This window comes from Streptomyces sp. NPDC048825, from assembly GCF_043198355.1.
Taxonomy (GTDB): Bacteria; Actinomycetota; Actinomycetes; order Streptomycetales; family Streptomycetaceae; genus Streptomyces; species Streptomyces xiangluensis.
Window position 1 is genome coordinate 62233 of record NZ_JBICUR010000025.1, and the last position, 13430, is coordinate 75662.

8 protein-coding genes and 1 pseudogene are annotated in these 13430 nt (G+C 68.6%); 6 read left to right on the plus strand and 3 right to left on the minus strand.

Annotation, left to right across the window (positions count from 1 at the left end):
• Positions 1–30 precede the first annotated feature (30 nt).
• Complete coding sequence (locus ACGFNK_RS40840) at positions 31–1125, plus strand: hypothetical protein (protein ID WP_393424908.1); 1095 nt, start codon at positions 31–33, stop codon at positions 1123–1125.
• A gap of 185 nt (positions 1126–1310) precedes the next feature.
• On the opposite strand, the gene ACGFNK_RS40845 is transcribed toward ACGFNK_RS40840, so the two are convergent.
• Together ACGFNK_RS40845 and ACGFNK_RS40850 are read right to left on the minus strand one after the other, a co-directional pair.
• Positions 1311–2090, minus strand: a complete 780-nt coding sequence (locus ACGFNK_RS40845; protein WP_393424911.1) for a class I SAM-dependent methyltransferase — start codon at positions 2088–2090, stop codon at positions 1311–1313.
• Positions 2087–6511: an aminotransferase class I/II-fold pyridoxal phosphate-dependent enzyme gene (locus tag ACGFNK_RS40850; RefSeq protein WP_393424914.1), complete on the minus strand. Its 4425-nt coding sequence runs from the start codon at positions 6509–6511 to the stop codon at positions 2087–2089. Before ACGFNK_RS40850 ends, ACGFNK_RS40845 begins: the two co-directional genes overlap by 4 nt.
• A 916-nt stretch (positions 6512–7427) precedes the next feature.
• On the opposite strand from ACGFNK_RS40850, the gene wecB reads away from it, so the two are divergent.
• Positions 7428–8552 (plus strand): non-hydrolyzing UDP-N-acetylglucosamine 2-epimerase, encoded by a 1125-nt coding sequence (gene wecB / locus ACGFNK_RS40855; protein ID WP_393424917.1) that lies wholly within the window; start codon positions 7428–7430, stop codon positions 8550–8552.
• A gap of 268 nt (positions 8553–8820) precedes the next feature.
• Here wecB and ACGFNK_RS40860 read toward each other — a convergent pair.
• Positions 8821–9024: pseudogene (locus tag ACGFNK_RS40860) on the minus strand (hypothetical protein); the annotation flags it as partial.
• 295 nt (positions 9025–9319) lie between these two features.
• Between ACGFNK_RS40860 and ACGFNK_RS40865 the strand changes: the two are divergent.
• The 4 genes from ACGFNK_RS40865 to ACGFNK_RS40880 all read left to right on the plus strand — a co-directional run bounded on the left by ACGFNK_RS40865 (position 9320) and on the right by ACGFNK_RS40880 (position 13268).
• Positions 9320–10162, plus strand: coding sequence for a glycosyltransferase family 2 protein (locus ACGFNK_RS40865; protein ID WP_393424920.1), 843 nt, complete (start codon positions 9320–9322; stop codon positions 10160–10162).
• Complete coding sequence (gene gmd / locus ACGFNK_RS40870) at positions 10159–11223, plus strand: GDP-mannose 4,6-dehydratase (protein WP_393424923.1); 1065 nt, start codon at positions 10159–10161, stop codon at positions 11221–11223. The genes ACGFNK_RS40865 and gmd overlap by 4 nt, the downstream gene beginning before the upstream one ends.
• Before the next feature lie 141 nt (positions 11224–11364).
• A complete protein-coding gene (locus ACGFNK_RS40875; protein ID WP_393424926.1) occupies positions 11365–11865 on the plus strand; it encodes a hypothetical protein in 501 nt (166 codons plus the stop codon).
• On the plus strand, positions 11862–13268 hold the full coding sequence (locus ACGFNK_RS40880) for a glycosyltransferase (RefSeq protein ID WP_393424929.1): 1407 nt from the start codon (positions 11862–11864) through the stop codon (positions 13266–13268). Before ACGFNK_RS40875 ends, ACGFNK_RS40880 begins: the two co-directional genes overlap by 4 nt.
• The last annotated feature ends 162 nt before the right edge of the window (positions 13269–13430 follow it).

Below are 13430 nucleotides of genomic sequence, written 5' to 3' on the forward strand. Positions count from 1 at the left end.
ACCGGGACGTGTCTTCCGCGGGAGGCTGCCATGGCAGCTGACGCCCGCAGCCCCCGCGTACTGCTCCTCACCAGTGGCCCGCTCGATGTCGGAGACGGAGAAGAGGCCGAACTGGCCCTGAGCCTCGCCCAGGCCATGCCGGAGGTGGACCACTTCTGGTTCAAGCGCGGACGGAACGGCCCGGCCGCCGCCTGGCGCGGACGCTCGGTGCCGAAAGTGTCGCGGAACGGTGCTCCCGGCCTGCCGGAACGACTCCAACTGGCCGCGGTCGGCGCCCGGTTGGCGCGGCGGGCCGATCTCGTGCACGCCGTGTTGACCATCAGTCCCGGCTTCCCCGCGTTCTCCCGCCTGTGGCTCCCGCTGCTCCACGGACGGCCGGTCCTGCACACCGTCCCCGGCGTCTCGGACCCGGCCCTGCTCGCGCGGTCCCGGCCGCTCGGCCCCACCGTGGCGCTGTCCGAGGTGACGGCCCGGGCGCTCGGCGCGGCGGGGTTCGGCAAGGTGCCGGTCATCGGTCCCATGATCGAGCCGGACGAGTGGCAGCTGCGGCCCCGGTCGGTCAGGGAGCCGCCGATCGTCCTGGCCACGGCCCATCACGACCCGGGCGGCGGTGCGTACGAGGCCATCGGCGCGGCGGCGGTCGCCGCTCGCGCGGGCGCCCGTTTCCAGCTGATCCTTGCCGTCCAGGGCCGCCCCGGACAGCGGGTCGAACCTCTGGAGCAGGCGCTGCGCGCCCGTGCGGCCCAGGAGGGACTGCACGCCAGCGAGGTTCTCGACAGCGTCGAGGACCTGCCCGGGCTGCTGACCGTCTCGGACATCGTGCTGCATCTCCCGCGCGCCCTCGGCGGCCGGCCGGACGTGCCCTTCACCGTCCTGAAAGCGCTCGCGACCGGACGTCCCGTCATCCTCAGCGACCTCCCCCAGTTCGCTCCACTGAAGGACGCCGTCGTGCGTGCCCCCGCCGCGGACGCCCACCGCGCCGGCCATCTGCTGCTCCAGCTCCTGGACCGGCCCTGGTGGTGGGACAAGCTCGCGGAGCGTGGCCGCGCCACGGTCGAGGAGCGCTTCGGTCCCGAGCAGTTCAGGTCGGGCTATGCGGCGCTGTACCGAAACCTCCTGCAATGAGCCGGGAGCCAAGGCCGAAGCGGGCCCCGTCAGGGGCGCGGGGCTGTATCAATTTGCGGCTCCGCCGCGTGGGCGCGACCAGCGTCCCTTTAGGGGCGCGGGGCTGTATCAAATTGCGCCTCCGCCGCGTGGGCGCGACCAGCCACAACGGACCCGCAGCTTCAACCGCATTCCCAGCGGAGCGCTTACGCGGTCTCCCGCCGTACGGCCCGCAGCAGCACCATGCCGGTGTCCCCGTAGTCGGGCAGCGTGGGGTCCTTGCGTACGCGCGTGATGCGCAGGTTCTCCGTGTACGGGGCGAAGACGTCGTGGACGGTGCCCGCGCCCACCGGGCAGGCCGGCCAGCGCGTCCCGGAGGCGATGCGGTAGCTGGGCATGTTCTCCATAAAGGCGGCGACGAGCCGTCCGCCCGGGCGGACGGAGCGGATGAACGCACGGCACAGGGCAGCGAATTCGCCCAGGTCCTCGGTGACGCTTTCGGCCACGAAGTTCATCGACGCCAGGTCGTACAGGCCGTCCGGCAGCGTGCGGGCGCTGCCTGGCACGACCCGTACCCGTGCCAGAGCGTCGGACAGCCGGGCGGGCAAGGCCGGGTCGAGGTCCCGGCACAGGGCGTAGAAGGGCGCCCAGTGCGGGTCAGGGCCGTCGCGCAACTGCCGGGTGAGATAGGCGATGTTGCTCGCTCCGGGCTCGACGGCCTCGATACGGCGGCTGGCCGCGGCGGACTGCATGAGGGGGTAGAGGTTGGGTCCGGCGCCGCACTCCAGAGAACGGGCGACGCTTCCCGGCGCCAGTGTCCGGTACAGGCCGGCGTGGTGCCGGATGACCGCCGCGTCGGACGGGTGGATCCTGCGGTAGTTCTCGTCGAGGTAGGCGTCCACGGGCCAGCGGTCCCAGTCGGCGTCCGCGTTGCGCCGGTGCGTGGGTGTGCCGGGTGCGCCGCGCCCGTGGGCCCTCACACTCATGGCGGGCCCCCGACCGCGGCCGTCCGCTTCACGGGGAACCGCTCGGCCACCGAGGTCAGTACGGCGTTGAGGCGGTCGATCTCGCCATCGGTGTTCCGCGCGGTGATCTGGACCCGGAAACCGACCTGGTCGCGCGGCACGAGCGGATAGGCGGCGAGCGTGACGTAGACGCCGTTGTCCCACAGATACTCGCCGACAGCCGTGAGGTCAGCCTCCTCGTCGAGCGGGATCTCGATGATGGGCAGTCCGTCGGTGTTCGGAGTGGCCAGGTCAAGGCCGCGTGCGTGGTCCAGGACCCGGGCGGTCTTGCGGTGCAGATCGGCGCGGATCTCGTCGCCCCGGCGCTCGTTGACGTCCATGCCCGCGAGCGCGGTGGCGAGCGAGGCGGTCGGGGAGGGCCCGGAGTAGAGGTAGGGGCCGGCGGCGACCTTCAGATGCGCCTTCAGGGCGGGCGGCGCGGTGACGAAGGCCAGCAGGGACGAGTACGCCTTGGAGAAGCCACCGACCAGGACGATGTCGTCGTACGACTCCCCGAAGTGCCGTACGACGCTGTTGCCGCGTATGCCGTACGGGGACGTCTCGGCGACGTCGCGTTCCCCGATCACTCCGAAGCCGTGGGCGTCGTCGACGTAGAGCAGCGCGCCCTCGCGGCGGCAGATGCGGAGCAGCTCCGGCAGATTGGGCAGGTTGCCGGTCATGCTGTTGACGCCGTCGACGCAGACCAGTCTGGGGGCGCCGACGGGAGACGCGCGCAACAGCCGGGTCAGTTCGTCGGGACGGTCCGCGTGGAAGCGGCGTACCGTCGCTCCATGTTCCTGGGCCACCAAACAGCCGTCGTACATGGTGCGGTGGGCCCGCGCCTCGACGAAGACATGGCCACCGCCGCGCCGGCCGGCCGCGAGCACCGGGATCACCGATGCGTGGATCAGCGTGATCGTCGGAAGGAGAAGCGCGTCGGGAGCGCCCAGCAGATCGGCCAGCCGTGCCTCGATCTGCGGATACAGGCGGGGATTGCCGATCAGCCGCGACCAGCTGGGGTGAGTGCCCCAGCGGCGGACGTGCGGCTCGATGGCGTCCATGATCTCGGGGTCGAGGTCGAAGCCCAGGTAGTTGCAGGAGGCGAAGTCGGTCAGCCAGTGGTCGCCGCTGCGGATGCGCCGGCCGCGTACCTCGTCGATCACCGCGTCGCACATCCGGCTTTCTCTGCGCAGCTGCGCGAGTTCGTCCCAGTGCTGCGTGCGACGTGCCGCGGCTGCGGGCAGGGAAGGGCGTCGGCTGCCGCGCGGCACGGTCGAGGACTGCCGTCCGGCGAACTGCCGTTCCTGGTTCACCATCAGGAACTGCTGTGCCTCGGCCGCCGCCATCGGCCGGGCAAACAGAAACCCCTGCCCGTAACGGCAGCCCATGGCCCCGAGCAGATCGCTCTGCCCGTCGTTCTCGATGCCCTCGGCGATCACCTGAAGACCAAGTACCTCGGCGATACGCACGATGCCCTCGACCAGGGCGACCTGCTGGCCGTCGGTGACGATGTCGTCGATGAAGGACTTGTCCACCTTGAGTACGTCGATGGGGAACTCGCGCAGATAGCTGAGCGAGGAGAATCCGGTGCCGAAGTCGTCGATGGCGAGGGAGACCCCGAGTTCCTTCAGGGTGCCCATGGCGGCCCGGATCTGTTCGTCGCGCCGTACGAGCACCGACTCGGTGAGTTCCAGGACCAGCGAACCCGGGGCCAGACCCGAGCGGTCGAGGACCCGGCGGACCTCGTCCACGAACCGGGCGTCCCGGAACTGACGGGCCGACACATTGACGTTCAGACGGAGGGGTTCGGGTCTTGGCCGCAGCTTCTGCCAGCGGGCGACGTCGGTGGCGGCGCGCTCCAGCACCCAGGCGCCGAGCGGCATGATCTGCCCGGTCTCCTCGGCCAGGTTGATGAACTGGTCCGGCGGCACCAGTCCGCGTCTGCTGTGCGGCCAGCGGATCAAAGCCTCGAATCCGACGACGTTGCCGGTGACGATCTCCACGATCGGCTGGTAACGCATGGCGAAGGAATTCTTGGTGATCGCGCCGGCCAGAGAGGCCCGAAGCTCGTGGCGTTCGGCCATGCCGGTGTGCAGGTCGGGACGGTAGCGCTGCCACTGCCGCTTGCCCGCGGTCTTGGCCGCGTACAGGGCGAGGTCGGCGTGGCCGAGGAGTTCCTCGGCCTCGTCGCCGGGGTGCGCGATCGCCACACCGACGCAGGCGGAGACACTGGTGGATCCGCTGACGAGCCGGAACGGGCGGCCCAGGGCCCCTACGATCTGCTCGGCGAGCGCCTCGGCGTCGGCCGGATCCCTGGCGCCCTCCATGAGGATGGCGAACTCGTCGCCCCCCAGCCGGGCCGCAGTGTCGCTGAGCCGCAGCGCGGCGGTCAGCCGCTGCGCCACGGCGACCAGCAGTTCGTCGCCGACCGAGTGGCCCATCATGTCGTTGACGACCTTGAAGTCGTCGAGGTCGACGAAGAGCACACCGGTGAGACCGGCGTCCCGGCGGCCGCGCAGCAGGGCACGCTCGATGCGCTCGAGCAACAGGACCCGGTTGGGCAGTCCGGTCAGCGAGTCGTGGAAGGCCCGGTGGACGAGTTCGCGTTCGAGCTGGCGTTGCTCGGTCACGTCCCGCAGGGTGAGGACGACACCGTGCACGGTCTGCTCGTGACGCAGGTTCCGGCACCGGACCTCGACATCGAGGCGTCCTTCCTCACCTCGTACGACCTGCCAGTCGTCGCGGATGTCCTGGCCGCTGTCCACGCCGTCCCCGGCCCGGACGCGCTCCAGCGTGTGCAGGGCGCGCTGGTGGTCCCGCGGGGCCACCAGCTGGGCCAGCGGCGTGTTCACCTGCAGATCACGCCCGAACATCTCGTACGCCGAAGGGCTGGCGTACCGGACGGCGTTGTCGTCGTCGACGATCAGGATGACGTCGGAGGTGTTGTGCACGAGGGTGCGGAAGTACGCCTCACTCCTACGGCGGTTGATCTCCTCGTTGAGTCCGACCCGGGCCAGCGCCAGCGCGGCCTGAGCGGCCAGCGACTCCGCCGGGCCCGACAGCTCCTTGAGTCTCTTCACAGGGCCCGCCAGGAGCAGCGCGCCGATCAACGGCTCCTGCGCGCCGGAGGCCTCGAGTCGCAGCGGGCACAGGAGCGCGGCGGAGGACGGTGCGAGGGCATCGGCGACCTCGGGGCCGAGATCGCCGACGCCGATCAGACGGGCGCCCCGGGACAGCAGCTCCGAAGGGCTCTCCCCGAGACGGCCGCCGTCGAAAGACCAAGTGGAGCGGGGTTCGGGGGCACCCACGGGAAGCAGCGAGGACCGGTCATTGTCGAAAACCAGCAGCACCGCCGCGTGGGCAGCCTCCTGTCGTTGTCCGAAGAGGGTGGCTGCCGCCGCCCTGACGGCGCCGGCCACTTCCTCGGGGCTGACGGCCGCGACCAGTGACACCGCCGCCACGCGCAGACTCCGTTCGCGGGCGACGGCCTTGCGGTGCTCGTCGACCAGACCCCACAGCCGGGCCAGCACGAACAGGAACATCACTCCGGAGAAGACCGCGGTGACCGCGACGTCACGGACACTTCCGCGCAGGGACTGGGCCAGCAGCATGGCGGGCGCGATCAGCGAGGCACAGGCGAGGGCGGCGAGCCGCCACTTGGCGATACCGGGCCGGGGCTGGGCCATCGGCTCGGTCAGCCGCACCATGGACGGGTGCAGAGCCGCCAGCCCCCAGGCGGTGAAGAAGACCACCCACCCCAGGTCCATGGGCGTACCGACCTGCCAGGTGCCCTGCAACTGGAGCACCCCGTAGAGCACATCGGAGACCAGGATGCCGACCGTCCCGACCGCCAGCAGCTGCACCGAACGTTCCCGGATGCCGCCGAGGCTGACCAGCCCTACGAGCATGGCCAGAATCAGCACATCGCCCAGCGGATAGGCCACCGAGATCGCCCGTTGCAGCCAGGTCTGCCCCTCGGTTTGTGCGATCGGGTTGATCAGATGCACCCAGGAGAGGAGCGCGAGGCCCGAGGTGAGGATCAGCGCGTCCAGCAGCCCGGCGCGGTCACGGGCCGGGAAGCGGAAGTGAATGATGCCGAAGATCCCGGCGGCGAACAGCGGATAGGTGGAGAGGTAGAAGACGTCTGCCAGCGAGGGGAAGGGGTTCTCCTCGTTGAAGGCGGCTTCGAGGATGTTGTAGGTGGTGTCGCCGGCGGTGAAGGCGAGGTTGGCGGCGGCGAGGAGGAGCCAGGGCCAGCGGTGGGCGGGGCGGTTTCGATGGACGCCCAGGAGGATCGCGGCTACTGAGCCGAGGCCGATCAGGGCCCAGCTAGTGGTGTGGCGGGAGGGGACGGTGAGGTAGACGACGGTGGGGGGGATGACGCAGAGGACGTACGCGACCATCAGGCGGAGGTGGGACTTGCCGCTTGGCGGGGGGTTCGGGGCGCGTGTTGTGGTTGTCGGTTGGGGGGTGGGTGGTGTGGGTGTCGGCTCCGAGGTGCGTGTTGTGGCTGGCTCCGGCGCACTTGCCTCGGCCAGTCCTGGCGCGGGTGCAGCGGCCGACTCCGCCGCGCGTGCGTTGGGCGACTTCGGCGAGCGTGCTGCGGCCGGCCCGGGGGCGGCTGTTGTGGCCGGCTTCGACGCGGGTGCTGCGGCGGGCTCAGCCGTGGGTGGTGTGGCCGTGGTCCGCCGTCCGCCGGAGGGTGGCGGTCGCCTCCGCGGAAAGCGCTGACCGATGCGCTGGAAAGGGCGTCCGCGACCTCGAAACCATTGCGCCATATCTACCACTTTGTCCTGATGGCGTGGCACGGTCAAACGAGGACCCTTCCGCCGAGGGGAAGGCGCGGAGTCCAGGGGCCACAGTGCCGATGAGGGGCGGGCCGGGCCTCGAGGACGGACGACAGGATCTCCCGCCCTCCACGCCGAGCCCCTTCGCGGCCTTCCGCCGTCTTCCCGATCCCACCCTTCTTGATCGGACCCTCAAAATAAGTGAAGGCGTATGTATGTACCGTAAACGTACATTGCATGGATGTAACGTAAGCTTGTGAAGGGCGTCGTTCCATCTGTGACGGAGGTTCCGGGACATCTACTCCGCCGCAGCGCCTGGGAGAAAACCCAGGAGCCGCTCCGAGCAGCCCCAGCCTCGGCTCCTCTCCAAGCCCCGGCCGACGCCAAGAGCGCCCCATGACCCGCTGAGCCCTCTTACTTATTCGACATACCGCTGTTCGACATATCCCTAAGTCGTGATCACATGCTGACACCAGGCTCCTCACATCCGAAGGCCGCAGAATCCGGCGGCCCGCCTGGCCACGAGCTGCACGTGGCGGTCGTTCTCGGCACCAGGCCCGAAGCCATCAGGATGGCACCGGTCCTCAGGGCCATGGAGAACTCGCCGCTGTTCTCACCCGTCCTGATCAGTACCGGCCAACACCGGGCGATGCTCAAACAAATGCTGCGCAGGCTCCGGCTCACCGTGCCCCATGACCTTGCCGTTATGCGGGAGCACCAGCAACCGTTCGCGCCCACCGCCCGTCTGACCAGTGGACTGGGTGAGGTGATCCGCGAAGAGCGACCCGATCTCGTCATGATGCAGGGCGACACGAGCAGCACGCTGTGCGGGACCCTCGCGGCCTTCAACGAACAATTTCCGGTGGCCCATGTAGAAGCGGGACTGCGCAGCGGTGTCCTGGGAGCCGCTTTCCCCGAGGAGCTGAACCGGCGGCTGGTCACCTCGATGACAGAGTGGCACTTCGCACCCACGCCACGTGCTGCCGCCGCACTGACCGCCGAGTCCGTTCCGGCCTCGCGCGTCATGGTGACCGGCAGCACGGTCATCGACAATCTCTTGTGGGCCCGCCACATAGGGGAAGGGCAATCGGCTTTCCGCAGCGACCGGCGAGGGGTGCTGGTGACCCTGCGCCAGCAGGAGAACCAGAGGGCGACGATGCGGTCGATCGCTGTGGCGCTGGTGCGTCTTGCGGAGCGCCGGGACATCGAGGTACTGGTACCGGTCCACAAGAGCCCCACCGTCCGCGACGCACTCCTACCCGTCCTGCGGAACCATCCGCGGATCACCCTGACCGAACCGCTGGACTACTTCGACTTCATCTCCACCCTGGCCGCCTGCGAACTCGTACTCACCGACTCCGGCGAAGTCCAGGCAGAGGCGCGCAGCCTCGACAAGCCGATTCTGGTGCTGCGGAACACGACCGAACACCCCGAAGCGGTCCAGGCGGGTGCCGCCCAGCTTGTCGGTACCGACCCCCTCTCGGTGCACACGGTGACCACCTCGCTGCTGAACGATTCTGAGCTCTACGGGCGCATGGCAGACGCGCCGAGCCCCTTCGGGGAGGGTCATGCCTCCGACCGGATACTCGACCGACTGGCCCGCGACTTCGGCAGGACTCCGGCTCCGGCTTCTGCCCTGGATGTCGCGGCCACATGAGCGTCCGCGCCGCCCGGTGGGCCGCTTGGCGGTGGCTCTGCCGCTGGTGCTGCTCCTGTCTGCGCGTGGCGACGGTCGCGAGGACCAGGCTGATCTCAACGGGTGCCAGGTGGGATTGAGTATGTGCAGATGCTGGTCGCTCCAGTGGGAGTTGGTAGTGCCAGATGGAGGCCTGCCGACCCCGCGATCGGCCAGTGGCCCTTGCATTTAATCCCCACTTGCTGGAGAAGCGCTCCTTCGCGGTCGCCCAACCACACGCGAAGGGCTCTCAGGCGTTTGCCTGCGAGCCCTTCCCTCTTTCAGAACGACAGGACCTACGCCCTCGGTGAGTGAAGCGGATGCTGTTGCCGAAGGGGTCGTGAAGACCGCAATCGATGCCGTACTCGCACTCCACGGGTTCCCCGGAGAGCTCAACACCCCGATCCCGCAGCGTCTCGTACGCCTTGCGGCAGTCGTCCGCTCTGAAGATGACCGGGGCGGTCCTGGGCCTGTCACAGGCGGCGGAGAACCGTGGCGTGTTCCGCCGCACGCCCCGCACTTGACTCAATGCCCGAAATACCCAAAGATGTACGTATACGCTATAAACATATGCCGTCTATATGCGAGCGCTCCACCAAGTCGTGGACCGTGCCCCCGCAGATGTCACACGGTCGACGGGCGAAGCCCTCTGGCAGAACCGACCCCTCGGCCCAGGCAGCGGCGCATTGTCCGGCCACTCACAACTCATCCGGACACCCACCGAATCGATCCCTGGAGACACCGGCACCATGAACAACGCCCCTCAGCTGAACGATCACCCTGTACTCGCCCATCAGCCCGACGGCGGCGGCCCTGCAGGACACCCGGCTCGCCGGTCCACAGCCCCCTCCACCCACCCCCTGCGCCGGGCGGAGGACCGCCCCCCGCCCCGCGCCACCGTGAGTCTCGTCGTGCCCGCCCGCAACGAAGCACGCAACATCCCCTGGGTCCTCGAACAGATCCCTGACTGCGTCGACGAGGTCATCCTGGTCGACGGCGACTCAAGCGACGCGACAGTACCCATGGCGACCCACTGCCTGCCCACGGTCAGGAACATCCAGCAGAGCGGGCCCGGCAAGGGCAACGCCCAACGCGCCGGATTCCGCGCAGCAACCGGCGACTACGTGGTGATGATGGACGCCGACGGAAGCATGACGCCCAGCGAGATCCCACACTACGTGCACTTCCTTGACCATGGATTCGACTTCGTCAAGGGCTCCCGGTTCATCGCGGGCGGCGGCTCCCTGGACATCACCCCCATCAGGCAACTGGGCAACCGCGTGCTGCTGGCAGCGTTCAACCAGCTCTACGGCACCTCTCTGACCGATCTGTGCTACGGATTCCTCGCTTTCCGACGCTCCTTCCTAGACCTGCTCGACCCGCAGGCCGACGGCTTCGAGATGGAGACCGAGATGCTCGCCCACGCGCTGAAAGCCGGACTGCGGATTACCGAGGTCCCCAGCCTCGAACTCCCCCGCCGCAGCGGCAGCTCCAACCTGCACGCCATATCCGACGGCAGCCGGGTACTGCACACCCTCTTCTCGGAGCGACCGGGCGCGCAGTCGGCACACCCCGGAAGGAACTCGGAATGAACAACACACAGCGACTGCCGACCAATGGTCGTCCGGCAGCAGACACGGTGTCCCCACGAGTCAAGAAGGCTCTCATCACCGGCATCACCGGCCAGGACGGCTCCTACCTCGCGGAGCTTCTCCTTGCAAAGGGATACCAGGTCCACGGCGTCGTTCGCCGGTCGTCCATGATCAACACTCAGCGCATCGACCACCTTCACCAGGACCTGCATACCTCCGAGTCGCGGTTGTTCCTGCATTACGGCGATCTCGCCGACGGCACCCGACTGGCCAGCCTGCTGGAGATGGTGGAGCCCGACGAGGTCTACCATCTGGCCGCGCAATCCCATGTTCAGGTGTCTTTCGACGAGCCGGAGCTCACCGGAAACACCACGGGCCTAGGGACCATCCGCCTTCTCGAAGCCATCCGTAGCACCGGCCTGCCCTGCCGCTTCTACCAGGCATCGAGCTCGGAGATGTTCGGCGCCTCAGCACCGCCCCAGCACGAAGAAACTCCCTTCCACCCCCGCTCCCCCTATGGGGTCGCCAAGGTTTACGCCTACTGGGCAACCCGCAACTGCCGCGAGGCCTACGGCATGTATGCCGTCAACGGCATCCTCTTCAACCACGAATCACCACGCCGCGGCCCCAACTTCGTCACCCGCAAGATCGCCACCGCCGCCGCACGCATCAAAGCCGGCCTGCAGGACTCCGTCTACCTCGGCAACCTCGACGCCCGGCGCGACTGGGGCTTCGCCGCCGAGTACGTCGAAGCCATGTGGCTCATGCTCCAACAAGACGAACCCGACGACTACGTCATCGCCACCGGCATCAGCCATAGCGTCCGCGACTTCGCCGAACAGTGCTTCTCCCACGTCGGCCTCGACTGGCGCGACCACGTCCGCTTCGACGACCGATACGTACGCCCCTCCGAAGTCGACCATCTGATCGGTGACGCCTCCAAGGCCAGACGCGCCTTCGGGTGGCAAGCCGCCACGCACGCCCCCGAACTCGCACGCCTCATGGTCGACGCCGAGCTCAACCCGATCATGGCTGCGGAGCAGGCTCAGAGGGCCGCGTAGTCACGGGCCAAGCAGCGGTGGCACATCCGTCAACCCGTCCCACTGCGTGCGGAACGACACGACCTATGCCCTCGGCTGAGTCAAAGCAGCGGCGCAATGTCCGGCCCCTCACAGCTCATCGACCCCCGGAGACGTCACACGATGAACAACGCTCCTCGCCCGAACGCACACCCCGTCCTCACTCATCTGCCCGACGGCGGCGGCCCTCCGGGACACTCGGCCCGCAGTTCTACGGACCGCCCCACCCATCCCCTGCCCCGCTGGGAGGACCGCCCCCCGCCCGACGCAACCGAGAGCCTCGACCTGCCCACCCGGAATGCGGCGCGCAACATCCCGTGGGTCTTCGAACAGACCCCGGGCTGCGTTGACGAGGTCACCCTGGTAGACGGTGATTCCAAGGACGCCACCGTACCCATGGCCCGGCACTGCTTGCCCACCGTCCGCCATGAAGAGATCCCCCACTCCTTGGACAACGGCTACGACTTCCTGAAGGGCTCGCGGTTCGCCGTCGGCGGCGGCTCACTCGACGTCATGCCGTTCAGGCGGCTGAGCAACCTGCACGCCATATCCGATGATCGGCGGGTGCTGCGCACGCTGCTCTCCCAGCGCCCCGCCGCCCAAGCCGGACGGAGCAAGCAGTGAACGCCACCGGCCGACGCTTTGCTTCGGGTGCGGGAGTCCCCGTCGCCGACGTTCCTGCGTACGTTCCGGCCCGCGTCGTCGACATCGATCTTGCCGTGCCGGGCGAGTTCAGTCCGCCGGGCGGTGGCGAGCGGATCCGCCCGCAGGGCCGGGTGCTGGCCCTGGTGCGACTGTACGGTCACCCGCTAGGCATGGTGGCCGCCGACGGCGCCGATCCCCAGACACTGTGGCGTGCCCTGGTCGAGGCGACAGAACGCGAACTCAGCATCGAGGCGGCCCGCCTGCCGCCGGCCGACAGGGCATACGTCCCAGCCGACGGTCCGGGCTCTGCCCCGTCGCCGGACGGAGCTGACGCCGGCTCTCGCCGAGGCGCCACGCTCCGTGGTGACCCGCCTAGCGCCAATCCACCTCACGATCTGCCCGATATAAGCGTTATTGTCCCCACCCACAACCGCTGCCATCTGCTACGCCAGTGCCTGGACTCTCTGCTCGGGATGGAGTACCCGACGTCGCGGTTCGAGGTCATCGTGGTGGACAACGCCCCCGCGGACGAGGCGGCCGAGCAATTGATCCACAAGGCGTACAGCAGCCGGGTCCGCTACGTGAAGGAGCCCGTTGTTGGCGGGGCTCGTGCGCGCAGCCGAGGTCTGGCCGCCGCTAACGGCAGTATCACCGCCTTCGCGGACGACGACACCCTCGTCGACACCCGGTGGCTATCCGCGCTCGCCGAGGCCTTTTCCAGAGACCGCAGGATCGGCTGCGTGACCGGGCTGATCATTCCCGCCGAGCTCGAAACCGCAGCTCAGGCCGCGCTGGAACGGCACGGTGGATTCAGCAAGGGATACAGTGCCCGCGCCTGGTCACTGGACGACCCGCCTGAAGATCCGCTCTTCCCGTTCACCGCCGGACACTTTGGCTCCGGGGCCAACATGGCTTTCCGCACGGATCTGCTAAGGAAGCTGGGCGGCTTCGACCCGGCCACCGGTCCTGGAACCCCTGCGCGCGGTGGGGAAGACTTGCTCGCCTTCTTCCAAGTGGTCGTAAGCGGCCACACCCTCACCTACCAGCCCGACGCGATCGTCTGGCATCGCCACCGACGCACCCCGGATGCCCTGTCAGCACAGGCGTTCGGGTACGGCGCTGGGTTTGGGGCCTATCTGACCGGAGCGCTCGCCCACGAGCCCCGCATGCTGCCTGTCCTGCTGCGCAGGCTCCCCGGCGGCATCCGATACGCGGCTGGCAGGGCACGCACCCGGACGAGCAGCCAAGGCTCAGAATGGTCGCCGCGGCTCACCCTCCTGGAGATTCGCGGCCTGCTGTACGGACCGCTGGGATACCTGCGCAGCCGCAATCGCTGCCTCAAACACAACCGCAGCAGCATTAGCCACGCAGATGGAAATTGAGGATGCTTCATGTACGCGACACGTGCCCGTGGTTCTCCAGGAGGGACTCCGACGCCGACCGCTCCAGCCGTTGACGCCCCGGGATACCCCGTAACCAGGGCGATACGGGCAGGGCTTGCCGCTGTGCTACCTCGCGAGCCACTCTTGCGCAACGGACATCTC